Source organism: Vibrio litoralis DSM 17657 (genome assembly GCF_000426765.1).
Taxonomy (GTDB): domain Bacteria; phylum Pseudomonadota; class Gammaproteobacteria; order Enterobacterales; family Vibrionaceae; genus Vibrio; species Vibrio litoralis.
In genome coordinates, this window is record NZ_AUFZ01000004.1 from 54,727 (window position 1) to 80,837 (window position 26,111).

The window sequence follows — 26,111 nt, forward strand, 5'->3', positions numbered from 1 at the left end:
TAGGCGAAAAAAAGGCGGGCCTATGATACCCGCCAAAAGGTGAGGAAGCGTTAATTGTGGGGATTAATTCACTGCCTCAATTTTTGTTTGATTGGCCGATTGTACATTTCTACGCCGCTCGGAAAGGACGACGAGCAAACGTTGTAGGCCAATGAAACAAAACAGTAAAATACCGATGATAATTTTGGTCCACCAAGAGCTTAAGGTGCCATCAAAGGTGATGTATGTTTGGATCAATCCTTGAATTAATACGCCAAACAACGAACCTAAAACAGTACCTACGCCACCCGATAATAGGGTGCCTCCGATAACTACCGCTGCAATACCATCAAGTTCAACACCGACTGCTGCAAGCGGGTAGCCTGCCGACGTGTAAATGGAAAACACAATACCGGCTAAAGTTGCTAGTAGGCTCGACAGCATATAAATACGGATGTTGGTTTGACGAACCGGAACGCCCATCAAGGCGGCAGACTGAGCATTACCGCCAATCGCATAGACGTTATTACCAAATCGAGTTCGGTGGGCTAGGTAGATCCCAAAGGCGACAACCGCAAGCATGATAATGGCAATTAAGCTTAATCGACCGCCCCCCCAAATCTTCCACGATGCTCGGGATAGTTCTCTAAACATTGGATGTACGATGGGAATCGACTGCTCTGAAATAATAAAACTGGCACCACGTAAAAAGAACATACCCGCCAATGTAATGATGAAAGGTGGGATTTTTAAGGTATCAATAAACCAGCCCATCAGTGCGCCAAACATGGCACCCATCGCAAGCACAATAGGTATTGCGACGACTGGATTGACTCCCCAGTCACCGACCATTTTAGCGAGCAGTACTCCAGTAAAGGCAACTACGGCGCCAACCGAAAGGTCGATCCCTCCCGAGAGGATCACGAAGGTCATGCCGACCGCGATAATTCCGAGAAATGCATTATCGGTTAAGATATTGCAAATTACTCGAGTGGTTAAAAAGGCAGGGTACTCGACTAGGCAAATGATATAGCCTAGGAAAAACACCCCAATAGTGATCATTAAAGGTAAGTGGCGCTTAATCATGATTTACCTCTCTTTAATGAATTTAAAACCGTAGAAGATTGCAATACGAGAACGACGAGAACCACTAAAGCCTTCACGATTAAGTTCCATTGCGGCTGGTAGCCAGAGAGTAATATTCCGGTATTTACGCCTTGGATAATCAGCGCACCAACTAAAGCGAGGAATAAATGAAAGCGGCCGCCCATTAACGCGGTACCACCAATCACTACCGCTAATATCGCGTCCATTTCCAACCATAAACCCGCATTATTGGCATCGGCTCCTCGAATATCGGCGGCGACAATAATGCCGGCAATGGCTGCCATTAATCCGCTCAACATGTAAGTGGAAATCACGATAACCGGGGTGTTTACGCCAGCATTTTTGGCGGCACGGATATTAATCCCGACCGATTCAATAAATAAGCCGAGCGCAGTTTTTTTGGTAAGCATCCAGATAAACAAAGTACACAGTAGTGTGATAACGACTGGGGTTGGGAAGTAGAGGAAAGAACCACTGCCTAACCATGCTAAAGCGTCGTTATTGAAGGTGATGATTTGCCCTTCAGTAATCAGCTGAGCGATACCTCGTCCTGCCACCATCAATATTAAGGTGGCAACAATCGGCTGAATTTTAAATACAGCGACTAAGAAGCCATTCCATAATCCACAGGCAAGACCTGCTGCCAGCGACGCTAAAATTACCACCGGGATGGAATATTCTTGAGCGGCTAAGCTGGCCATAGTCGCACCGCTGATCGCCATGACCGCGCCAACCGATAAATCGATCCCGCCAGTGGCGATCACGAGTGTCATACCTAGGGTAAGTAGGGCAACTGGAGCACAGCGATTTAAAATATCAATCACACTGCCAAATAAGCGTCCATCTTGGATATGAATTGAGAAGAAACCATCCGAGACAAGGCTGTTGATCAGCAAAACTAAAATTAAGGCTGCAATTTGTGGTGCGCCTTTAGGCACCTTGAATTTGAACTTTGAAGGTTGTTCTGGTTTTGGTTTTAGAGAATCTTGAACCGTTTGGGACCTCATGCTGCACCTCCTTGGGCAATAGCTTGCATGATTGCAGGAACCGTTAATGTTTCGGTTGGAATTTCTGATACTTGTTTTTTATCTCTCAGCACAATCACTCGGTCTGCATAACCGACCAGTTCTTCAAGCTCGGAAGAGATAACTAACAAGGCGAGCCCATCTGCGCACAATGACTCAATTAAACGAATGATTTCAGCATGTGCACCAACATCAATCCCGCGGGTCGGCTCATCTAAAATCAAGAATTTCGGTTTGGTTAATAACCAACGAGCAAGTAGAACTTTTTGTTGATTACCGCCAGACAGAAATTCTATCGGTTGTTCCATATTTGGGGTTTTAATACCTAGCTGCTCAATAAAGCGTATGGCGATGGTTTCTTGTTCTTTCTGCGAAATAGGTTTGAACCAACCACGTTGTGCTTGCAGCGCGAGGATAATATTTTCTCTCACCGAGGCTGCGCCAATAATGCCGTCGGTTTTTCTATCTTCAGGACAAAAGCCTAAACCTGAGCGAGAAGCTTTTCTGGCGGAATGAATGGTGAGTTTTTCGCCTTTGAAAGTACATTGGCCACTGTCATTGGGTTGAATACCAAAAATGACTTCTGCGGTTTCGGTTCGGCCCGAGCCGAGTAAACCTGCCAGTCCAACGATTTCTCCGGGATACACATCAAGATCAAAAGGATGAATGGTGCCTTTCTTGCCGTAATTTTTAAGCTGGATAGTAGGCGTATCACTTAAGCGGGTTTTACCAGCACGTTTCAGCGCGTTATCAGCAAGATCTTTACCTAGCATCATTTTGATTAATTCAATACGTGGTAGATCTTTGGTGACTCGTGTCCCTATAAACTGCCCATTACGCAAAACGGTAATGCGGTCAGAAATGTCATAGACTTGCTCAAGAAAGTGAGTAATGAAAATTAAGCTAATCCCTTGTTGCTTTAAGTCATTCATGATGCGAAATAGCATCTTTACTTCATTGTTATCTAGGCTAGCGGTGGGCTCATCTAATATTAATATTTTGGCGGATAAAGAAACCGCTCGCGCAATCGCGATGACTTGCTGAATCGCAACCGAAAAATGGTTAAGAGGCTGGGTGACATCAATATTCAGACCATAGTGTTTTACCAATTCTTTGGATTTTTCAGTCATGGCCTTACGATCAATAAATCCCCATTTCTTAGGCTCATGGCCGATAAATAAATTATCCACCACTGACATGTTCGGCAATAAGTTGACTTCTTGATAAACCGTACCTATGCCGAGTTGTTGGGCATGTGAAGTATCGGTTGGATTAATTGCTTGGTTTTCTAATAATACTTCACCGCTGTCTTTTTGATATACACCAGTGAGCACTTTAATTAAGGTGGATTTTCCCGCACCATTTTCACCCAATAAGGCCATGATTTCGCCATGTTGTAGCTCAAAATCGACATTATCGAGCGCGCGAACTCCAGGGAAAGATTTAGATATTCCTTTGGTTTGCAGTAAAGGTGTGGCTGAGCGTCCTTGCTCAGATTGAATTTGTGACATAGTGACTCCGTTAATGCTCTTGTAATACCAATTTCAACAAGTAACTGATCGCTTAGCTTGCTAAAAACGCGAGCATGATTTTTCCTTCAACGGGCTAGCTCTAGATATAGGTGAGCATGAAAAGGCAGTGATTATCGGTCGCTGTTTTTATTAGCGGCTTACCATCGCCTTACATGCTCACAGATTTCAAGTGGCGTGAATTACACGCATTGATTATCGATTAATATCCCATGTCTTTTTTCAGAGCGAGTTGCTCTTTAGCGCTACCTGGTTCAAATAGCGTCGTTTCGGTTTTGATGTGTTTTGGCGGCACAGTGCCGTCTTCTTTGTATTTGATTAGCGCATCATAAGCAGGGCCAGCCATATTTGGCGTAAGCTCTACTGTTGCATTCGCATCACCAGCCATCATGGCTTTAAAGATATCTGGCACACCATCAATAGAGACGATGTAAATATCGCTACCCGGTTTTAGCCCGGCTTCTTTAATTGATTGAATAGCACCGATCGCCATATCATCGTTGTGAGCAAATACCGCACAAATATTCTTACCGTTATCTTCGGCTTTAATGAAGCTCTCCATGACTTCTTTACCTTTACTACGGGTAAATTCGCCAGATTGAGTACGGATAATTTTTAGATTGTCGGCAGAAGCGATGGCGTCTTGGAAGCCTTTTTTACGGTCGATAGCCACACTAGCGCCTACCGTACCTTGCAGCTCAACTACGTTACATGACTTATCGCCGACTTTGTCGATCAGCCACTTACCAGCTAATTCACCTTCCAGCACGTTGTCCGCCATTACTGCGGTCATATAAAGTGAATCATCTTGCACATCGATGCCACGGTCGAGTAGGAAGACCGGAATATCGTAATCCTTGGCTTCTTCTAGCACAGGGCCCCAGCCAGTTTGTACCACTGGCGCGATAAAGATGGCATCAACCCCTTGGGCAATGAAAGAGCGAACCGCTTTAATTTGGTTTTCTTGTTTTTGCTGCGCATCGGAAATTTTTAATGTGATGCCGCGCTTTTCAGCTTCTGTTTTAGCTACGCTGGTTTCCGCTGCTCGCCAACCAGACTCCGATCCTATTTGAGAAAAGCCTACAGTGAGGTCTTGAGCAAAAACAGAAGGAGATAGTAGGGCGGCGCTGACCATGGCAGTTAAGGTTAATTTTTTGAGCATAATATTTTCCTTTTTATTATTGATACGCGAGATGGATAAACGTCCTTTCATCTCTATGCTTTGAATTCGATGGGTTGAAAATTTAGCGGCGGCATTTTGAACCATGCGAATCAGACATGGTTGGTACAAACTGCCAGCCGGCTAAATTTCAACCCAACGATTCATGCATACGTTTATTAAGGTAGTAGAGGAAAATAGAAATGAACGGAGGTAGGCTCACAGAACCCCTTTTATAGCTATTCTATCCATAAACTTAGCGGTGGAATCCATGAGGTTGATTTTACGAATTAATGAATTAAAACAAAGGACTATATTAGACTTTAGTCTTAATGTGTTGCTTGGGTATGGATTTTTTAATAGCGGTGAATGGAGATTTCTGCGGTGATAAAAAAGCCTAAACAGACGGTTCTATTTAGGCTTTATTAAAACTTTATTAAAACAATGATACGCTCGAAATTATACGATTAAATCGTAATCACGTTTTAAGATATCAATGATTTCTTGTTTTGGATTGTCACTTAACTCGATTTTCTTACCAGTAATTTTTTCTGCAATGCCTAGGTAAGTCTGAGAGATCTTCATGATTTCTTCTTGTGGTAGAGCATTATTCTCAGCAAGTGCGAAGCGCTCATCCATGCGATTTTTGTTTAATAGAATATCTGGATCTGGGAAGTAGTTTAATAAGAATTGGCGGAAACCTTCTTTTGAGTTTTCAACAATACGGCCCGCTTGGTATTCATTTTTATCCCAAATACGTGATGAATCAGGTGTGCCCACTTCATCCATATAAATCAGTTTTTCATTTCCTGCTGCATCATTCACGTAGCCAAATTCAAACTTAGTATCGACGAAGATCTGGTCCACTTTATCTAATGCATCACTGATCACTTTAAAGCCTTCTTTGAGTAGCTTTTCATAGTGAGCGATATCTTCTTGTTTAGAGAAGTTAAATGCAGAGAAATTTGCTTCGATATCTTGACGAGCAATATTGACATCATCTGCTTCTGGTACGTTTGGAATACCTTTCAAAATGCCTTTGGTTGATGGTGTCATCAGTAATTCAGGGAGAACTTTATCTTTCTCTAAACCTTCTGGTAGTGCGATACCACAGAAGTCACGTTCGCCTTTTTCATAAGCACGCCACATTGAACCTGTGATGTATTGACGGCAAATGGCTTCAATCATAACTGGTTTGGCTTTTTGAACGATCCAAATAAATGGGTGGGGAATGTCTAGGATGTGGCTATCTGCGAGGTGGTTATCTTTAAACAGTTGGAACCAATGGTTGGAAATAGCATTCAGTGCAGCGCCTTTGCCTGGCACACCTTTTAATCCACCTTCGCCATGCCAAATGCAGTCGAATGCAGAGATGCGGTCACTGATTACCATGATGGCTAAAGGAGCGTCTTCGGTTACATTGTAACCTTTTTCTTTAATTAGGCGACGGCTGTCAGCTTCGGTTAACCAATATACTGAACGAACTTTACCACTGTGTACGGGTTTATCGGTACGGATGGGAAGGTCATCATTCACGGCAAGAACTTGATTAGCAATGCTCATTTCCATTTTCCTACTAGGCTTAAAAACTGGGTATGTTAAGAACAGGTATCTTAAGAACAAATATCTTAAGAACAAATATCTTAAGAACTAAGTATGAATGCCTCTCACACCTGAAAGTCGCATAATAACAGAACTCACCTAATTCCATCCAGAGAAAAAGCAAACGTTTGCATTAAAATGTTTTTACGTAAATGAAAGCTTATTGTGTCATCAAAATTTTCTATCTCTATCTCTATCCCGAATCATTTGGGGGATAAATTAATGTAGATGACGAGTTAGCGTTAGTTGAATTGCACTATCCATAAAGAAGATCTCACAGCCACTTTGACGGGCTTGGCTTTTTAGAGCTTCTTTATCTTGAATTGAAAAATTGTCACTCGCCACAATCGCACTGGCATTTTTCGCATTAAGTGCTTTGAGAATGATGTCTTTTTCTGTCATCGAATTGGACTCTTTAATTTTAATCACTTTATGGGTTTCAATCCCAAAGCTTTGTAGTTCTTGATTGGTTGGTAGGGTGGCACCGGCAGTAAACAGTAACCAGTTTGGTTTTTTAGAAAGCATTGATAGACGAGAAAACAGCGAACTATTTTCTGAAAAAATATCGTCGTTATGTGCAAAAGATGTGAACGCTTGATGAGGTAAAACGGCATTGTGATTCAACATAATTAACTGTCCATATATCCATACTGTGTTTTTATACAGTAATTTTTTGTTGGTGAAAGATCAAGCGCTTTATTGACTAATAGCTCATTAAATGTGATTAATGTCACCTTTTATTTGTGGTTTTTTAAAGCTGGTGTAAAATTAATTGGCTCATAACTAGTTAATAAAAATAAATTTAACCAGTTTTTATGTGAGATCTTTGTGGTCGATTTTTTATTTAGTACTAATTTTTAGTGGTAGATAATTTTTTCTACCATCAGATAGACCAATGGCTTTAAATGGTGTGAAGTCATAAATTCATAGGAATGAAAAGATGAATAAATATTTAGCAGAATGTTTTGGTACGTTTTGGCTAGTACTTGGTGGGTGTGGTAGTGCAGTATTAGCTGCAGCTTTTCCTGATCTAGGCATCGGCTTTGTGGGTGTTTCACTTGCCTTTGGTTTGACTGTTTTAACGATGGCTTTCGCGATTGGTCATATCTCTGGCTGTCACCTAAACCCAGCGGTATCTATTGGTCTATGGGCTGGTGGCCGTTTTCCTGCAAACCAACTTTTACCTTACATCATTGCTCAAGTAGCGGGTGGTATCATTGCTGGTGGTGTACTTTATGTGATTGCATCAGGCCAAGCTGGTTTTGATCTTGCGGCAGGTTTTGCATCAAACGGCTACGGTGAGCATTCACCTGGTGGTTTCTCTATGACTTCTGCGCTTGTGACTGAAGTTGTAATGACAATGATGTTCTTGATCGTTATTCTTGGTGCAACTGATAAGCGTGCTCCTGCAGGTTTTGCTCCAATCGCGATTGGTCTATGTTTAACGCTGATTCACTTAATCTCTATCCCTGTAACGAACACGTCTGTAAACCCTGCACGTAGTACGGCAGTTGCGGTTTACGTTGGTGATTGGGCGACGTCTCAACTTTGGTTGTTCTGGGCTGCACCAATTGCTGGTGCGATTCTAGGTGCTATTGCATACCGTTTCATCGGTTGTGAAAAAGCAGAAAACGCATAATTAATGTAAAAGAGGTGTCTTAATAAAAGGCATCGCTTACACAGATGGATCTAAAAAGGCGCTTATGATGAGCGCCTTTTTTTTGCCTGTAATTTATATCTGTCTGTTATTTCAATTTGGCTTGTTTGTCTCTTAAAGCTTGTTCTGCGAGATTAAACTGTCGAACATCAATTCGGGCAAAGTCGTGACATTCTGGACAAGCTTTATGACTCAATCCATCGATATATTCTAGTTTGGTTAATTGACCTACGAATTGTTTACACCAATCGCAAGTACCATGCTCACTTTCCATTTTATATTTTCCCATTACTACTAATAATTCTTTAACGTCAAGAAGTGTAGCGAAGTAAAGTGACACTTTCGAATGTTATTATTTGGTTAAATGTGTATTTGCTCACATAATCCAATAATAAAAATGAGGGAATCGATTGCCTGAATTATCACTTGGATATAAGGGATAATTCAGGCTCGAAAATAGGTGGGGTGTTGGATTACTTGGTTAAGCGTTTTTTCTCTGCCGCGCCATTAATAGGGCGGTTAACCGAGACACGACGACCTTTTTTTAATCCGACTTCATAATCGGCAGTAAAGTTTTTCATGGCATCGCGTAATTGTTGCTTAAAGGTTTCACGATCGACATTTTGAAATTCTTTATCGATATAGTCGTTAATCTTGTTCGCAGAGTCATCATCTGGGGCAATTAAAGGCAGTTTTTCAAGAGCGCCTTCGATCCAACCCGATAAGAAAGAGTTAACACGGCGTGTCACTTCAGCGCTGGTTGTGCCGGTACCTGAGAAACTATTACGGAATTGACCCGTTTGCTCATTCATTTCGCGATAAATAATATCAAATGCAAAAGCGGCGAAAATAGCGCGGTCGGCTTCACCAATAAATTCAACACGCTTTAAGCCTTTGTGGTTGAGTAACACTGCTTCCACCCCGAAGCGGGTATTGATTCCACGGATGATGCGTAAAATATTTGAGCTGATATTAGACGGTAACAAATGGCTAGATTGAGTCTTACCCAGCTTAATGAAATCAATATCGTCCTTATCCAAGCCATACTTAAGCATCAGTCTATGCGCCATCTTGATCGCTTGCGCGGCTTCATTGACGTTGGCTGAACTGCCTAGCTCAAGGCATTTGGCTATTTTCTTAAGGGCTTTTTGTTTATCCATTACCTTTGCTGTACTCATTGATAGGCTGATTGTCTGGGTAAAATAATGAGCCGCGTATTCTACCGTTTTTTGAGCTTGTAAGAAAGGACAACAATTGAGCTGGAATCACAAAACATTTTCTACTCCTCACTGTGATTGAAATAAGGTAAAGTGAAGTGATTCAAAATATACCCAAGTCACTTGGGTTTAATCTATTTCTAGCTGAAGGGATCAGCGATGTAGGGGCATGATGCGCAATGTTGGCAAATAGTAAATCTTCACAATCATCTTCAACTCAAACTTTCTTACCATCACTTAATCAAGGTTACGATGTTGAGCCTTTGGTCGATGCTTTCTTAAATGAATTAAAGGCGTCTGGCTTCACTGGTGACATCGAGCAAACCTATGCCAGCCGTTTGGCTGTCGCAACCGATAACAGTGTTTATCAGCAGCTGCCTCAAGCGGTAGTGTTACCAAAAGATAATCGAGATGTGCAGCTCATTGGTAAAATAGGTGCACAAGACAAATTCGCTACCATTACTTTCTCACCGCGTGGTGGGGGCACAGGCACTAACGGACAATCATTGACCAAAGGTATCGTAGTTGATATGTCGCGTTATATGAACAAAGTGCTTGAGATAAATGAAAAGGAAGGCTGGGTGCGCGTTCAATCCGGTGTGATTAAAGACCAACTCAATGACGCCGTTCGTTCTTTCGGATATTTTTTCTCGCCAGATTTATCGACCAGTAACCGAGCAACTTTAGGCGGAATGATTAACACCGATGCTTCTGGTCAAGGGTCGTTAAAATATGGCAAAACTTCCGACCATGTATTATCGCTGCAAGCTGTGTTTGCCGATGGTTCAATGTATGAAACCGATGGCTCGCAAGGTGAACCTGAATTGGGTACGTTTGCGGATAAAGCCTATCGAATGACCGAAGTGGTTTGCCGTGAAAATCGCACGGCTATTGAAGCGAAATTCCCACCATTAAACCGCTTTTTAACGGGTTATGATCTGAAAAACGCTTTGTCATTCGAGCAAGATGAATCGGGAGTATTTGATCTAGGTCGAGTGCTTTGTGGCGCAGAAGGTTCATTGGCTTTTATTACCGAAGCCAAACTGAATTTAACGCCAATCCCTAAATCCCGTTCTTTGGTCAATATTAAATATAATTCTTTTGATTCTGCCTTAAGAAGTGCGCCATTAATGGTTAAGGCGCAAGCGTTATCGGTTGAAACGGTAGATTCAAGAGTATTGAATTTAGCCAAGCAAGATATTGTGTGGCATACCGTGAGTGATTTGCTCACCGACGTTCCGGGCAAAGATATGCAAGGTATCAATATTGTTGAATTTGCAGGCCAGAACGATCAAGAAGTAAAAGCTCAAGTGAGTGCATTAGTCAAAACATTAGAAAAGCAACTTGAAACGGAAGATGGCGGCATTATTGGTTTTCAGGTTTGTCATGACTTAGAAAGCATTAATAAAATCTACAACATGCGTAAAAAAGCGGTAGGGCTTCTAGGTGGCGCAAAAGGGCGAGCTAAGCCGATTGCGTTTGCTGAGGATACCTGTGTACCACCGGAAAACTTAGCGGACTTTATTGCAGAGTTTCGCACTTTACTCGATGAAAAATCACTGAACTATGGCATGTTTGGCCATGTTGACGCTGGGGTACTTCACGTTCGCCCGGCTTTAGATTTGTGCGATCCTGAGCAAGAGAAAATGATGCATCAGGTATCGGATGAAGTAGTCAAATTAGTCGCTAAATATGGCGGTTTAATGTGGGGTGAGCATGGTAAAGGTTACCGCTCGGAATATGGCCCTGAGTTTTTCGGCGATGAGTTGTTTACGCAGTTGCGTCGAGTGAAAGCTGCGTTTGACCCACTTAACAAAATGAACCCGGGCAAAATTTGTACACCGCTTGAAAGCCAAGATCAGTTAGTGAAAGTATCGGATACCAAGCGTGCTTTTTATGATCGTCAAATTCCGGTGACGGTGCGTGATAGCTTTAGACAAGCCATGGAATGTAATGGCAATGGTTTGTGCTTTAACTATGATGTGAACTCACCTATGTGCCCGTCTATGAAGGTCACAGCGGATCGTCGTCACTCTCCAAAAGGTCGCGCCGGTTTAGTGCGTGAATGGTTGCGTCAATTAACCGCCAATGGGGTAGATATACTCGATTTAGAAGAAACGACATTAAAGCAGTCAACCTCGATAAAAAGCATGATAGATCGCGTGCGTAACTCGATGAAAAAGAAAGATGAATATGATTTTTCTCATGAAGTTTTCGATGCTTTAAATGGCTGTTTAGCGTGTAAAGCGTGTGCCAGTCAGTGCCCGATCAATGTTGATGTGCCGTCTTTCCGTTCTCGCTTTTTAAACGTTTACTACACTCGTTATCAGCGCCCAGTCAAAGACTATCTAGTGGGTAATATTGAAAGTTTATTGCCGCTAATGGCTGCTATGCCAAAAGTCACCAATGGTATGTTGGGAATGGGTTGGGTGCAGTCTTTAACTAAAAAGACCGTTGGCTATATCGATACCCCGTTATTATCACTACCAACGCTAAAACAGAGCTTAGACAATCAACAATGGGATAGCCGATTCAGTTTGTCACACCTACAGTCGCTGTCAGAAGATAAACGTCAAGACTACCTATTGATCGTTCAAGATCCGTTTACGAGTTTTTATGATGCTGATGTCGTGTCAGACTTCGTTGATTTAGCTGTGAAACTGGGTAAAAAACCAGTCGTATTGCCGTTTAAACCCAATGGTAAAGCTCAACATGTAAAAGGCTTCTTAAAGCAATTTACTCAAACTGCCACTTCAACTGCTGAGTTTTTAAATCAGCTAGCTGAACTAAATATTCCGATGGTTGGTGTTGATCCTGCAACCGTACTTTGTTATCGAGATGAATACCGTGAAGTACTTGGTGAGAACGCGGGAGAATTTCAGGTTCTAAGCGTGCATGAATGGTTACAGCCAAACCTCGCGACATTTGTTTATTCAGCAAAAGCGGATGATAAGCCTTGGTATTTGTTCTCTCACTGTACCGAGAAAACCAAGTTACCAAATTCAGAAAAGCACTGGGGCGAAATCTTCAGCCACTTTGGCGGCGCGTTAACAACCATCCCAGTCGGTTGTTGTGGTATGGCGGGGACCTTTGGTCATGAAGCGGATAAGTTTGAAATGTCACAAGGCATCTACCAGTTAAGCTGGCAGCCAAATATTAATCGGTTAGACAAAGAGCGTTGTTTGATCACCGGCTATTCTTGTCGTAGCCAAGTGAAACGTTTTGAAGGAATGAAGCCTAAACATCCACTGCAAGCCTTGCTTACGATGTTGGAGTAGAGCATTAAACTTGCCGAATAGCTAAATAGGAAAAAGGCCTGAAGCGAAAGATATCGTTTCAGGCCTTTTAGTTTTGGTAATGATTACTAAGGATTAGAAATCGTAACGGATACCCGCTTGGATTTGGTCATCTAGGTCATCAATCATTTCAAACTTGTAACCAGCGTATGTGCGTAGGTTGCTGTTGAACTTGTAAACCGCTTCGATTGCAACGTTATCAACTGCGTCATCATCGCCATCGTTTTCTGTTGCGTAGTTATATACGCCAACGAAAGTCCACTTGTCCAGTTTGTATTGAGCGGAAACTTCGTAGCCATCGTTGTCATCACTGTTACCAGTTGCGTCATCGCTAAAGTTCATTAGATAAAGGGCACCGAAAGTGAAGTCTGCAATAGAGTATTGTACACCGATATCGACTTGGTTAGCGTCTTGGTCAGCTACTTTGCCGCCAGCATAACCCACACCTAAATCTAGGCCGAAATCAAATGAGTACATACCAGCAATTGCGTATTGGTCAGAATCCGCTTCTTCTTCAGCAAGGTAGTTAGCACCTAGTGTAAAGCCGCCAAATTCACCTTTATAAGCGAAGTTGTTTTCTTGCTTGTCACTACCTGCATTTAGAGCAATTGCACCATCGGCATCTGCGCCGAACGTTGCCATGGTATCGGTGAAGTCAGTGATCATCACTAATGCAGTATCTTGTTTACCGTAAGAGAAATCACCAGCTTGGGTACCAACACCACCGAATAGGTAACGAGTTTTGATGCCATCCGAGCCGTCAACTTCGTTTTCGTACTTACCAAAACCTGAAAGGCCGTCTGTGATTTGAGTAGTACCAGAAATACTTAGACGAGCACGGCTTTTATCATTAAACGCACTTTCGACTTTATCGCCAGTGACTGGGTCATATTCTTCATTGTTATCTGAAACATTGAAACGTGCTTCTGCACGGCCGCCAATTTTTAGCTCAGATGTGTCATCTTTATAAACGGTCGCTGCTAAAGAAGAAGTAGAAACCATTGCCGCTAAAATTGATGTGGCTAGAACTGCTTTTTTCATTGTTTTAAATCCTATGTTTTAAATTAGAGACTTACGTGTCTTCTTGGTGTTGGAAGTACTCTAGAATAGGAATGTTAAGAATTAGTGTCCGTTATATGACGTTTTGATGTATTGCTAGGAGTGATATTTAAATGTGATCTATGTCTCATAGAAAGAGCCAAAATGCAGAACACTTTGGCTTTTAAATTGGTTGAGGTTTTGAAGAGTAGGTTATGAAGGTAAGTAGATCGCGCCTAATACCGCCAGACGTGAAGCTCCGGTCGCAGCGGGTAAGTTACCCGGTAAACCGTTGATGGTTTGGTGTGCAAGCCAAGCAAAAGCCATTGCCTCCATGTAATCGGCATCAATACCATATTTTAATGTATTGCCTATTTGCCACTCGGGAAGACGTTGTTGCAATTTTTCCATAAGTAATGGGTTATTCGCACCGCCGCCACAAGCCAATAATTCATTGGTACGATTTGCTTGAGTCAGCTTTTCTACTTCGTTAGCAATAGTGATCGCGGTAAATTCGGCTAACGTGGCAAGCACATCTTCATTACTCAGAGTAAAGCCCGTTAATTTTTGTTCTAGCCAAGGTAGGTTAAAGAGTTCTCGTCCTGTGCTTTTAGGGGCGGGAAGTTGTAGATATTTTTCGGTTAATAACGCTTCAAGAAGTGGTTTATTTACCTTGCCAGAGCGAGCAATTTCGGCACCTTTATCATAAGATTTACCAAAGTGCTTCTGAACCCAAGCGTCCATTAACATGTTGCCTGGGCCAGTATCATAGCCTGATGTTTGGTCGCCATCAATGATGGAAATATTGGCAATGCCGCCGATATTTAAGATCACGATATTATTATCAATGTGGTCAAACAATGCTTTATGAAATGCAGGAACCAGTGGTGCACCTTGACCGCCTAATGCCATATCTTTACGACGAAAATCTGCAACCGTAGTTATGCCAGTTTGCACGGCAATAATATTGGCATCACCAATTTGCATGGTGAAAGGATAAGTAGAATCTGGCGCATGAAACACCGTTTGGCCGTGACTACCAATCGCTTTAATATCGTTTCTATTTAAGCTGTTTTTATCGATTAGTTGATTCACTGCATCAGCAAAAACCTTACCCAAACGATGATCAATTTCGCCGATTTTTAGTAACGTAGTTTGCTGGCCAATACACACATCTAATACGTCTTGCTTTAAATCCTCTGGCATGGTGAAAAAATCTTGCACCAGTAAGCGAATCGACTTTCCATCGGTTTCAACTAATGCGGTATCTACACCATCTAAACTGGTGCCAGACATAATGCCGATATATTTTTCCATAGCTTACCTTTTGAGTCGTAATCTAAAATTAATTAGTTTAAAGACAGAGTTTTAAACATACATGATTAGTGTCAGAATAGTGTATACCCAAGTCACTTCAAGATGCGAGTTTCAGCAAGATTAAAACAAGTTTTAGGCAAGGCAAATTGAATGTGATCATAGTTATTCTATCTCTGTTCAATTTAACGCAGCATAAAGCTTGTTTTAACTTACCCTTCGGGAGCTTCATCCAAACCTTTATACCGCATCAGATTGGTTTGAAAGGTGCTTACATTCCTTCGCCAATCTTCCTTGTCTAAAGGTCTGGATGATAGCTCTGAATTCTGCATCTTGAAGTCACTTGGGTATATAACCTTAAAATCAGTACCATAAATCACGTTTGTCGATTATTTTGGTGCAATATTTCGATACTGAGAAGGAAAATGCAATGGGTCCATTGTGGTTAGACGTTGAAGGCTATGAACTTGATGCGGAAGATAAAGAAATTCTGGCGCACCCAACGGTTGGTGGGGTGATCTTATTTGCTCGTAACTACCATGATAATGAACAACTTATCGCGTTAAATCATGCTATTCGTCAAGCAGCCAAGCGTCCTATTCTTATCGGTGTTGATCAAGAAGGTGGCCGTGTACAACGTTTCCGTGATGGCTTTACCAAAATTCCACCAGCTCAAGCTTATGCTGAAATGGAAAATGGTGTTGAAGCGGCAGAACTTGGTGGTTGGTTAATGGCGGCAGAATTGATTGCTCATGATATCGATTTAAGCTTTGCGCCTGTACTGGATCAATCATTTCAATGTAAAGCGATTGGTAGCCGTGCCTTTGGTGAAGATCTTGAGACTATTTTGACCTACAGCTCTGCTTATATGAAAGGTATGAAGCAAGTTGGCATGGCAACTACGGGTAAACACTTTCCCGGCCATGGTGGCGTGATTGTTGATTCGCACTACGAAACGCCGTTTGATAATCGCAATGATATTTTTGAAAATGACATGGCGATTTTTAAAGCTCAGATTGATGCTGGAATTCTCGATGCTATGATGCCAGCGCATGTGGTTTACCCTAATTACGATGACCAACCAGCCAGCGGTTCACCTTATTGGTTGAAAGATATATTGCGTAATCAACTTGGTTTTAAAGGCATCGTATTTTCTGATGATTTAAATATGGAAGGTGCCGCGATTATGGGCGGGCCAGCCGAGCGTTCGTTAACTGCGATGCAATCAGGCTGTGACATGGTATTAATGTGTAATAACCGTCTATCAGCGGTTGAAGTGCTCGATAACCTACCAATCGTAGAAGTACCACAAGCGATGAGCTTACTTAAGCAGCAGAGCTTCAGTTTAAAAGAACTGCAAGCTACAGAACGTTGGCAGCAAGCGAATCGTATTATGAATCAGTATTGGGATAGCAATTCATAAGACAGCTGAAATAGCGACTGACTTATTGTGGAGTATAGAGTTCGATAAATAAGTAAGTCGCTGCGACGTTGAATAGCATAAGTAGTACTACGTTGATTGGCGAGGGTATAAATCGCCTTCAATTTTTATGCGCATGATTTCAGGGGCGTGATCTGACAAGATAATGTCGACGGCTTGGCGTCCCATCTCATCATAAGGTAGATCGATAGAAGTGAGGCTAGGGGTCAGTTCATTAGCTAATAACTGATTATCGTAACCTATTACCGCAATGTCTTCTGGAATACGTAACTGTGCTGCGTGAATCGCTTGATAACAACCGAGCGCCATTAAATCACTGGCACAAAAAATCGCATCTGGACGTTTATCTTGATTGAGCAAGTTTTCAGTTGCTTGATAACTTTGTTTCACCGACCAATTTCCTGCCGCAATCCAGTCTTTATTAAATGGTATATCGTAATTGATTAAGGCTTGACGAAATCCTTTAAATCGATTGATAGAAGGATCGGCCCATTCTTCACCGAGAATCATACCTAAACCTTGATAGCCTTTATTGATTAAGTGCTCGGCTGCATGATAACCCCCTAGGTAGTCTGCCGTAATAATCATTGGAATAGGGGTATCTAGCGTGTCATTATGACAATTCAAATAAACAAATGGGATTGAGACATCTGGCAGGTAGTCCACACTTTTTGGGGTATTCGAAGCATAGATTAACCCCTGGTAACTGCCATGAGATATTTCCTTTAACATCGCTTCTTTCAGCTCATCATCGTCTTCATAATCAAACACTACTAGTAGTGCGTCGGACTCCCACGCTTGTACTTTAGCGGAGGTGAGCGCATTAATGAAAGGGTCATGCATATTGATGCTATTGACGATTAATGCAATGCGCTGGTGGTGATTGGTATGTTGAATTTGTGTATTGTACTGGTACCCCAATTCTCTGGCTTTATTGAGTACTTTTTCTCGGGTCTGTTCCGACACTTTAATGCTATTAGAGCCATTTAAAATCACAGACACGGTAGGCTGTGATACCCCGACAGCCGTAGCAATATCTAGCATGGTGACTTTCTTTTTTCGCATATCAATAATTCTTTATTAGGTGAATTACGGCCTACACACCGTAATTCACTGAGTTGGGGTTATAGATGAGCGAGCATATCATTGACGCGATATTCAGCATCTGCCAGTGCTTCATCAATGGATTTTCCGCCGGTAATGGCTGCGGCTAGCTCTTCACCAATGATGTCTTGAATCGCAAACTGACGTTTCACACCACTAGGTAAGCCTTTACCAGTTTGTGTCACGCTTAGTAGGTTTTTACGATTCGGAAGCTGTAAAAACGCCTTATCACTAAGTACAGCTTTCACACTAGGTAGGTGACCAGTACGCGCCCATTGGCTATTGTTATTAGCCATAAACTTAAAGAATTCCGCCGTCGCGGCAAGCTTTTCTTTATCTCGTTTTTTGGCTGGCATGACCCAAGCATGACCATCCACATAGCTAGCTTTGCTGCCGGAGTATAACTGCGGATACGGTTCGGCCATATAGCCTTCAAACAATGGGCTGCCTTTTTTGTGAGCCTGTGCATCAAAAGAACTTAATAGCCAGTTACCATTTAATAAGATCCCACCTTCGCCATTGGTAAAGGACGAGACGGTTGCCGGGTAGTCCATATTTTTGGTGGTCAGATCTTCATCATAAATTTGCTTAAATACTTTAACGACGTTTTTGGCTTTCTCGTTGCCTTTTAGCGAAATCTTATTGGGATCGGCAAAGAAGTCACTATCTTGTTGGAATAGGTAGGTATAAAGCAGACGGGTATAAGCTGCGGTTTCATTAGCCAAAATTTGTACAAAATAAGGTTTACCAGTGGCTTGTTTAAATTGGCGAGCTTGTTCTAGCAGTTCTTCTGGAGATGACGGTAACATTGGTTGACCGTCAGCATCTACCTGTTTGGCTTGTTTCATCAAGTTCATATTGATGTGATATAGCATGGTCCAAGTATCCAGTGGCAAGCCGTAAACCTGACCATCACGTGTTACGCCATCTTTTGCTGTCGAGGTTAAGTCACTTGGGTTGACTCCTGCCTGTTTTAATAAATCATCAATCGGTAATAATAAATTACGTGATTGATAATCGGAAATAACCGAATCGTGCATAGTCACAAGATCTGGTGGATTACGTGATGCCATTTGAGCGGTCAGCTGATCATAGCCCGGCCATTCAACCGTGGTCACTTTCACGTCGATATCCGGGTGCTCGGCATTAAACTTGTTGATTAGGCTAGTCATAATGCCACACTCTCCTGTGGCTTTATCAACGTTAGTATTTTGACCATACTCCGCTTCACAAGCGCCAAAAAAGCGTTGCAACTGTAGTTCTGTTTTGGCTAATGCAGGCGTAGCAGCTAACATTGAGCCAAGGGTGAGGGCAATAAGTGATTTAATTGGTTTCATACATTCTGCCTTTATAGTTCGTTATGGTTTAGCAAGGGTTCAGAGTTTGTGGTTGCATATAAATTATTGTTTTAGCGCACCTCCTGAGACCGCAGTCACGATATGTTTTTGGAAAAAGATATAAACGATAATGATTGGAATGGCCGAGAAAATCGCTTGCGACGTTAAGAAACCTAAACCTTCACTTTGTGCAAAGTTAGACTGTGAGGACGCGATGCCAATGGTTAAGGTGTACATCTCTTTTTGAGTCGCAGAGATTAACGGCCAGAAGTAATCATTCCATGAGGTTAAGAAAGTTAAGATTGCCAATGTTGCTTGGGCTGGCAAAGTTAATGGCAGCAGTACTTTCCAGAAAATCTTAAACTTAGAGGCATTATCAAGCATCGCGGCTTCATCAATTTCTTTCGGAATCGCTTTAAAGAATTGGGTCATTAGAAACACCCCAAATGGTGCAGATAAGCCCGGTAAAATTAACCCGAGGTAAGTGTTATGCAGACCAATGGTGCTAAAGATTTGGTGGCGCGCAATAATCACCGCTTGCTCTGGAACGGCTAACCCCATCAAAACAATCACAAAAAGAGTACGTTTCAATGGAAACTCTAAACGAGCGAAGGCATAGCCAGCTAAAGATGCCAGCATCAGTACCCCGAGAGTCATACCACCTGAAACAATTAAGCTGTTAATTAACCAATGGAATACGGATGAGTTGGTTAAGATATCCAGATAGTTTTGTAGGGTATAGGGAAAACGAAATACCGCATCAGTACCTAGCATCAGCTCTTTATTGGATTTCAGGCTTAACCCTAATGTCCAGAGAAAAGGCGCGATCATCACAAAAGATAAAATAAGCGTTAAGCCCACCAATAAACGGTTGGTTTTGTTTTTTCCCGGCTGATAAGTACGAGCTTTATTTTCAGGTGATGGGTTATCAGAGCTCATTGGCTGGTAGGCCGGAGAAGATAAATTGGAGTGTGACATTATGCATTCTCCTTTTTACGGCTAACGAAGTACTGCGCCATGGCGGCAACTAAAATAATGGCGAATAGGATCTGTGAAGCGGCGGCGGCAAGACCGATATCCCAACGTCTAAACCCAGTATCATAAATAAACATCACAATCGAACGGGAAGTGTTGTTTGGCCCGCCATTGGTCATCAGTAATGCCTGACCAAATAGCTGAAACTGCATCACTATTTCAATAATGGTGACCAGCACAATAGTGTGGGTGATCGCAGGAAAGGTAATTTTGCGAAAAACAGTCCAACGAGAGGCGTTATCGAGTTCAGCCGCTTCATACAAATCTTTTGGTATCTGTTGTAGTGACGCAATGAATAGAATCATCGGAAGACCTAAACACCACCATACGGTTGCAATGGCGACAGCGATTAGTGACCAGCTTGGATCAGATAGAAAGGCGATAGGCTCAAGTCCTAACCATTTAAATAATGTCGCCATGAAACCATCATTGGGAATGAAAATAATTCGCCAAATCAGAGTGACAACGGTGACCGATAAAATGGTAGAAGCGAAGAAAATACCGCGCAATGTGGTGGCTAATTTAGTTTGTTTGTTTAAGGCAATCGCCAGTAACAAACCGAGTACGACCAATATGGGAACGGTAAGCAACACAAAGTAGAAAGTGTTCCATACGGTTTGAAGGAAGATTTTATCGCCAAGTAAGCGCTGATAGTTCTCCCAACCGATAAAGCGTCCTGGGCCAAATAAGTCGACTTTTTCAAAGCTCAACACCAATCCCCAAACGAGAGGAACCACAATCATAGCGATAAAAACCGTCAAGTAGGGGGCGATAAAAAGCAGGTTCCACCATTTACCAGATGAACCATTCAATCTTTTGTTGGCATTTTTGTTCATACCGTTCCTCCTTGATAAGCTTTCTCTTCAGAGTCGAATAGATGCACACAAGATGAATCGAAGGCTAGGTACACTTTATCGTTCGGTTCAATGGCCTTTTTACTGCTGGTATCAGCAATGATCAAACGACCATCAAAGAGGGAGATGTACACTAGTGTGCGTTCACCTAATCGTTCGATAAAGGTGACGTTACCTTCGGTATGCGATTGCTCTGGGTCATCAACAATGTGCAGATCTTCCGAGCGGATACCCAACTGATAATGATCGTCTTTATTCGGTAGTTGGTTCATTTCAATCGTGGTGACAAAGGGACGAACTCCTTCCATATGCACTTCTGCCATTCCTTGATGATCGTCGAGTGTTTGAACTGGAATAAAGTTCATAGCAGGTGAGCCGACAAACCCCGCCACGAATTTAGTTGCTGGACGTTGATAGATTTCCGTTGGTGTACCGATTTGCTCTATTTTCTTGTTATTGAGCACCACAATTCGATGGGCTAGCGTCATTGCCTCAACCTGATCATGGGTGACAAAGATCATGGTGGATTTCACTCGTTGGTGAATTTGTGCCAGTTTGATGCGAGTACGGCTACGCAGAGCAGCATCAAGATTAGAAAGTGGTTCATCAAATAAGAAGGCTTTTGGCTCACGTACAATGGCGCGGCCAATAGCAACACGCTGTCTTTGTCCTCCGGATAACTCGGCGGGTTTGCGTTTTAATAAGTGGCTCATCTCTAACATTAGCGACGCTTCTTCAACACGTTGCTTAATAACCTGCTCGCTGGTACCAATATTACGTAAACCAAAGGACATGTTTTCTTCTACTGTCATATGCGGGTAGAGCGCATAGTTCTGGAATACCATCGCAATATCACGCTGACCAGGAGGGTGGATATCGAGACGGTTATCATCCATCCAAATCTCCCCTTCACTGATACCTTCTAGTCCAGCGATCATACGTAGTAGGGTGGATTTTCCGCAGCCAGAAGGCCCGAGAAATACGATGAATTCATTCTCTTTAATCGAAAAAGAAATATCATCTAGTATGGTTAAATCATCAAAACGTTTACTGAGGTTTTTTATGTCAATTGAAGCAGCCATGGCAAATTTTCCTTAATACTGATTAATAACTGCGTCCTGCAGAAAGAGGGCACTGAACTTTTTATAATTTCTATGTGCACCCAAATTTTTATTTTATATCTACAATTAATAATGTTACGTAGATGTTAATAATATTATGACTAATAATATTAGTTGGTAGGTGGGCGTATAAAAAATGAGCTAAATGTCACACCAAAGCTGAGTGTGTTGTGATGAATTGTGTTTTAAGTCTGATTCTCAAATTGAAAAGTAAATTGCATTTCCACCTTTTCTATTACACAATCTTGGCCACTTTGGAGTGCCTAGATAATGTCAGGGTAGTCTAAAATCCTTTCGTATAATCTCACTGATTGAACCGCTTGTTCTAGGTGTGAGAGTCTCTACCAGAATCCTCAAATTCTGATTACGAAGAGTAAGCGGGCGATCGTTTTCTCTTTGTATCAATACTATCAATCGTCAAGTTCAAAGCGCATTAATTTGGATATCGAACTTATCTTGATTGATAGATGTCACCTATACTCGATTTAGAGCAAAGGTTTACCGAACAAAAGAAAAATCGTTGCGCATTCATTTTTAATCGAAAAGGATGTAACCAATGAATTCACATATAACTGCTTTTATCCAAGGCTTACCAAAAGTCGAATTGCATTTGCATATTGAAGGTTCACTTGAGCCTGACCTCATGTTTGAACTCGCTAGACGTAATAACGTCGAGATTCCATTTAATTCACCTGAAGAAGTGCAAGCCGCTTATCAGTTTGAGGATTTGCAGTCGTTTCTTGATATCTATTATCAAGGTGCCAATGTGTTGATTAACGAGCAAGATTTCTTTGATTTAACTTGGGCTTATCTACTGCGTTGTAAGCAAGATAACGTGATCCACACTGAAATTTTCTTTGATCCACAAACTCATACTGCGCGTGGTATTGCTTTTGAGACCGTGATTAATGGTATTGATAAAGCTATGCAAAAAGGGCGTGAGGAGCTCGGTATTTCAAGCCAAATCATCATGTGTTTCTTGCGCCATTTAGATCAAGATTCCGCCTTTGAAACCTTAAAACAAGCGTTGCCGTTTAAAGATAAGATCATTGGTGTTGGGCTCGATTCTTCTGAGCAAGGGCATCCACCGGAAAAGTTTAAAGAGGTATTTGAAGCGGCGATTGAGCATGGTTTCTTAACGGTAGCGCATGCGGGTGAAGAAGGGCCGGCAACCAATATTCATAATGCAATGAAGTTGCTTGGTGTGTCGCGAGTCGATCACGGAGTGCGTTGTGTAGAAGCTCCTGAATTGGTGAAACAACTCATAGAAGACCGTACGCCATTAACGGTTTGTCCACTATCGAACACTAAGCTAAAAGTTTTTGAGGATATGAGCGATCACAATATTGTCGATTTATTGAGACAAGGACTATGTGTCACGATCAATTCTGACGATCCCGCTTATTTTGGTGGTTATATGACGGATAACTTCATGGCGGTGGCGGAAGCAATACCGATCTCATTGGAAGAGCTACAAGCTTTCTCACTCAATGCAATTGAAGCCAGTTTTATTACTGATGAAGAAAAGCAAAAGCTAACCGATAAAGTTACTCACTTTAGTAATGAGTTTCTGGCTTAAATCGATTTAAACTATCTAGATCAAGCATAAAAAAACAGGCTTGAATATCGGTTCAAGCCTGTTTGTATATAGATGTCAATTGACGGATTATCGATTTTCGAAGCGGTTATAATCAAGTAAACCGGATTCTATCGGTTGGTCGTTTTCATACCATTTATGCAACTTGTCACTAAAAGCCCAAAAATCAGGATCACTGCGTCGAATACCATATTTATCTAGTAAAGAGACGTAGTCTTGATCTTCTTTAATGCTGGATAAACCTTGATAAAAATCGGCAATGTCTTTTTCTTCTAGCTGCATAAAGGCGGCAGGGTAACTTCCCACAACACCTTTCACAAACGTCAGATCATCATTTTCAAGATCGCGGTTACTTTCTTCATCAAATAAGCTCGAGATATTGGTATGAGCGTTATTGTGAATTAGGGTAAATACCTGATCTTTACCGCTGTCTGTGGTGATAAGAACCGTTACTAACTGCGGTACTTGGCGTAATCCTTTGCCTTTAATATCATCAATCTTACGTAATATCGCTTCGTTTTGTGGTGATAGCCCTGTATCTCGAATTTCGTAGCGATGACCAAGCACCGGCTCTAACCGCTTTTCCAGCATGGCATACAATTCATCTTGCGGCTTATCGGTTTTATATTGAATGCTGCTTGGTTGCTCAAATGTTTTCACATCACGCTGTATAAAGGCGCTTAGTTGTGGTGATGGATCTTGATACCAGCTTTCCATTAACTCATGTCTGTCTTTAATCGGTAGTAAGGATAAAAAGTTTTCCTCGCCTTCCATGCGTAAGAAATCCATAAACATACGAGTCATCAACTGGTGGCCGAAGTTGCCGTATACATCGAAACCATCGACTAATAAATATTGAATTCGTTCTAATAACGCATAATCAATAATCCAAGCGGTTTTAGGCGGTTTACCTACTAAGCCTTTGACGACCGAGGCACTATCAAAGTGGCGGAATATTGTGAGGGCAGCATTATCATTTTTACCATTGCCATCCCAAATTAGGTCGGTAGTCAGGTGCGCGCCGTTTTCGAACCAATGGTTCATCGCTTGGGTTTTGGCTTTTAAGTAACGAGCTTGCTGCTCAGAATAAGCAACCCACTGATAAAGTGGCACCACATTACTTTGTTTTTCCGACGGTAATTTTAGATTGTCCGTTTGGTCATAATAGAACTTTTTAACATTGGGTAGTTGGGCCGTTTTAGGGTCAACAAAGAACACCCAGAAGCGGTCATTGATAACATTAAGCGCTAATTGACCTCGGCATACAGGGCCTTTAATAAAGCTCATAATGGTATTTTGCGCGTTATCCAACATGAAGTTATAACGAGCTTCTACCGGTAAGGCTGCAAAGGCGGTCATTGGGTTGGCTGCCACGGTTGGTTTATAGCTAGGTAACTCTTTTACGTCATAGTCTGGTTTGATAAACAGCGTTTGAATGCGCTCCAGCTTAGTATCATCGAGTGCGTAAGGTTGGTGGGTTTTATCAACAATAGTCGCCGGGTAGGCGGCTAGGCGGTAATAAACGCGCTCAACATTGGGATCATCGTAAGGGCGACGGGTGGCAATACGATTAATTGGTTGACCTGATGGCGTGGTTGAACGCACCAAAGCAAAAAATTGAATCGGCGTATCTTTGGTGGCTTTTAAGTGATCGGCAAAATAGAGATGCGATAAAAACAAGTGCTCATAAATATAACGGCTAGTGAGTTGTTGTTTTAGAGAGTCGCCATTGAAAAAGGCTTCCCATTTTTTCACTTCAGCTTGCTGAGCGTCAGATAATGGCGCATGTGCTGTCATCGTTGCGCCACTAGATAACCATGCCATTAATTTGTTGTGTTCAGTATTATTTAACGCTGGCATTCCATAAGGCATTCCCCACGTTGGGTAGTCAGCCTGATATTGGTCTAGGCTTTCAATAGTCGGGCACTGTTGCTTACGATCTATATTAAAATCAAAACCTTCTAATTGTTTTTGATCGGGTAATGGGTGAGCTTGTTTTTGTTCTAATAGACGAGCAACCAAACCGGCTTCCAAGTTCGCTTCTGGAGTTTGTGAACGCTCATTTAAAATAGGGTGGAAGCCAATATCACGCCATTGCTCTGTAGTTTGCGCATCTTCAAATAAACGCGTTGGGTTAGATGCGGTAAGACGAGTACCTTTATAAACAAGGCTCTTGTTCGCACCGCGGTCAATCCCTTCGACAGAAGATAATTTTAATTGGCATGGTGCATCATAGCAGGCATGACAAACCACACAGCGATTATCCAAAATTGGCTTTATTTCATTAACAAAGTGTTGGGCGGCTTTACTGTTGTATTCAGGGGTTCTATCTTGAACTTGTGCTTTACCGAATAAATCATCGTAATTTAATCCAGTATAGACGGCACAGCCTGAAAAAAGGGTGATCAAAAATAACAGAGATAGGTGTTTTAATTTCATATGAATACCGAGAAAAACCCATTTAATTAAGTGCTTTATCAGCAAGAATAGCAAATTAGTGATTAATAGAAAAAGAAACAATCAGAGCTTTGGACTTTAAGTGTTAATCATAAAAGGAAATGTTAATTAAATCACTAAATAAATCAATGTGTTGAATGTTGTTTTGGCTAATGCTTTATCTGGTGGATGGATCGGGTCGTTAAATGTAAGAGTTTTCTCTGTTTTGACTCTACTTACTTCAAAAATAAGGTAAAAAAGTT

Annotated in this window: 20 protein-coding genes and 1 riboswitch; of the genes, 4 read left to right on the top strand and 16 right to left on the bottom strand. The window is 41.9% G+C overall.

Going from position 1 to position 26,111, the window contains the following annotated elements:
- Positions 1-63: 63 nt before the first annotated feature.
- The 6 genes from yjfF to K358_RS0101870 form a co-directional block, all read right to left on the bottom strand.
- On the bottom strand, positions 64-1,065 hold the full coding sequence (gene yjfF, locus K358_RS0101845) for a galactofuranose ABC transporter, permease protein YjfF (protein ID WP_027695230.1): 1,002 nt from the start codon (positions 1,063-1,065) through the stop codon (positions 64-66).
- Positions 1,062-2,093: a galactofuranose ABC transporter, ATP-binding protein YtfT gene (gene ytfT / locus K358_RS17890; RefSeq protein ID WP_051241132.1), complete on the bottom strand. Its 1,032-nt coding sequence runs from the start codon at positions 2,091-2,093 to the stop codon at positions 1,062-1,064. Before ytfT ends, yjfF begins: the two co-directional genes overlap by 4 nt.
- The gene (gene ytfR, locus K358_RS0101855; protein WP_051241133.1) at positions 2,090-3,622 is read right to left on the bottom strand and encodes a galactofuranose ABC transporter, ATP-binding protein YtfR; all 1,533 of its coding nucleotides are present in this window, start codon (positions 3,620-3,622) and stop codon (positions 2,090-2,092) included. Before ytfR ends, ytfT begins: the two co-directional genes overlap by 4 nt.
- Positions 3,623-3,842: 220 nt before the next feature.
- Positions 3,843-4,802 (bottom strand): galactofuranose ABC transporter, galactofuranose-binding protein YtfQ, encoded by a 960-nt coding sequence (ytfQ, locus tag K358_RS0101860; RefSeq protein ID WP_027695232.1) that lies wholly within the window; start codon positions 4,800-4,802, stop codon positions 3,843-3,845.
- A gap of 456 nt (positions 4,803-5,258) precedes the next feature.
- Positions 5,259-6,362: a phosphoribosylaminoimidazolesuccinocarboxamide synthase gene (locus tag K358_RS0101865; RefSeq protein WP_027695233.1), complete on the bottom strand. Its 1,104-nt coding sequence runs from the start codon at positions 6,360-6,362 to the stop codon at positions 5,259-5,261.
- Between the two features lie 258 nt (positions 6,363-6,620).
- Positions 6,621-7,028, bottom strand: coding sequence for a hypothetical protein (locus tag K358_RS0101870; RefSeq protein WP_027695234.1), 408 nt, complete (start codon positions 7,026-7,028; stop codon positions 6,621-6,623).
- A 313-nt stretch (positions 7,029-7,341) separates the two neighbouring features.
- Between K358_RS0101870 and aqpZ the strand changes: the two genes are divergently transcribed.
- Positions 7,342-8,040, top strand: coding sequence for an aquaporin Z (gene aqpZ, locus K358_RS0101875; protein WP_027695235.1), 699 nt, complete (start codon positions 7,342-7,344; stop codon positions 8,038-8,040).
- A 106-nt stretch (positions 8,041-8,146) separates the two neighbouring features.
- On the opposite strand, the gene K358_RS0101880 is transcribed toward aqpZ, so the two are convergent.
- Positions 8,147-8,332, bottom strand: coding sequence for a hypothetical protein (locus tag K358_RS0101880; RefSeq protein WP_027695236.1), 186 nt, complete (start codon positions 8,330-8,332; stop codon positions 8,147-8,149).
- Positions 8,333-8,531: 199 nt separating this feature from the next.
- Entirely contained in the window at positions 8,532-9,218 is a 687-nt protein-coding gene (locus K358_RS0101885; RefSeq protein WP_027695237.1) for a DUF2786 domain-containing protein, read from the bottom strand.
- 236 nt (positions 9,219-9,454) lie between these two features.
- Between K358_RS0101885 and ydiJ the strand changes: the two genes are divergently transcribed.
- Positions 9,455-12,553, top strand: coding sequence for a D-2-hydroxyglutarate dehydrogenase YdiJ (gene ydiJ, locus K358_RS0101890; RefSeq protein ID WP_027695238.1), 3,099 nt, complete (start codon positions 9,455-9,457; stop codon positions 12,551-12,553).
- Positions 12,554-12,646: 93 nt separating this feature from the next.
- On the opposite strand, the gene K358_RS0101895 is transcribed toward ydiJ, so the two are convergent.
- Positions 12,647-13,612, bottom strand: a complete 966-nt coding sequence (locus K358_RS0101895) for a porin (protein WP_027695239.1) — start codon at positions 13,610-13,612, stop codon at positions 12,647-12,649.
- 210 nt (positions 13,613-13,822) lie between these two features.
- Complete coding sequence (locus tag K358_RS0101900; protein WP_027695240.1) at positions 13,823-14,926, bottom strand: anhydro-N-acetylmuramic acid kinase; 1,104 nt, start codon at positions 14,924-14,926, stop codon at positions 13,823-13,825.
- A 427-nt stretch (positions 14,927-15,353) separates the two neighbouring features.
- Between K358_RS0101900 and nagZ the strand changes: the two genes are divergently transcribed.
- Positions 15,354-16,346, top strand: a complete 993-nt coding sequence (gene nagZ, locus K358_RS0101905; RefSeq protein ID WP_027695241.1) for a beta-N-acetylhexosaminidase — start codon at positions 15,354-15,356, stop codon at positions 16,344-16,346.
- Positions 16,347-16,433: 87 nt separating this feature from the next.
- Here nagZ and K358_RS0101910 read toward each other — a convergent pair whose 3' ends face one another.
- The 5 genes from K358_RS0101910 to K358_RS0101930 form a co-directional block, all read right to left on the bottom strand.
- Positions 16,434-17,429 (bottom strand): LacI family DNA-binding transcriptional regulator, encoded by a 996-nt coding sequence (locus K358_RS0101910; protein ID WP_027695242.1) that lies wholly within the window; start codon positions 17,427-17,429, stop codon positions 16,434-16,436.
- Positions 17,430-17,488: 59 nt separating this feature from the next.
- Complete coding sequence (locus tag K358_RS0101915) at positions 17,489-18,805, bottom strand: ABC transporter substrate-binding protein (RefSeq protein ID WP_051241134.1); 1,317 nt, start codon at positions 18,803-18,805, stop codon at positions 17,489-17,491.
- A gap of 63 nt (positions 18,806-18,868) precedes the next feature.
- Positions 18,869-19,783 (bottom strand): carbohydrate ABC transporter permease, encoded by a 915-nt coding sequence (locus K358_RS0101920; RefSeq protein WP_027695244.1) that lies wholly within the window; start codon positions 19,781-19,783, stop codon positions 18,869-18,871.
- Positions 19,783-20,676, bottom strand: coding sequence for a carbohydrate ABC transporter permease (locus K358_RS0101925; protein ID WP_027695245.1), 894 nt, complete (start codon positions 20,674-20,676; stop codon positions 19,783-19,785). The genes K358_RS0101920 and K358_RS0101925 overlap by 1 nt, the downstream gene beginning before the upstream one ends.
- On the bottom strand, positions 20,673-21,776 hold the full coding sequence (locus K358_RS0101930) for an ABC transporter ATP-binding protein (protein ID WP_027695246.1): 1,104 nt from the start codon (positions 21,774-21,776) through the stop codon (positions 20,673-20,675). The genes K358_RS0101925 and K358_RS0101930 overlap by 4 nt, the downstream gene beginning before the upstream one ends.
- A 313-nt stretch (positions 21,777-22,089) precedes the next feature.
- Positions 22,090-22,202: riboswitch (purine riboswitch) on the top strand.
- Positions 22,203-22,371: 169 nt separating this feature from the next.
- Here K358_RS0101930 and K358_RS0101935 point away from each other — a divergent pair.
- On the top strand, positions 22,372-23,394 hold the full coding sequence (locus K358_RS0101935) for an adenosine deaminase (protein WP_038149494.1): 1,023 nt from the start codon (positions 22,372-22,374) through the stop codon (positions 23,392-23,394).
- A gap of 87 nt (positions 23,395-23,481) precedes the next feature.
- Here K358_RS0101935 and K358_RS0101940 read toward each other — a convergent pair whose 3' ends face one another.
- Complete coding sequence (locus tag K358_RS0101940; RefSeq protein WP_027695248.1) at positions 23,482-25,851, bottom strand: fatty acid cis/trans isomerase; 2,370 nt, start codon at positions 25,849-25,851, stop codon at positions 23,482-23,484.
- Positions 25,852-26,111 lie beyond the last annotated feature (260 nt).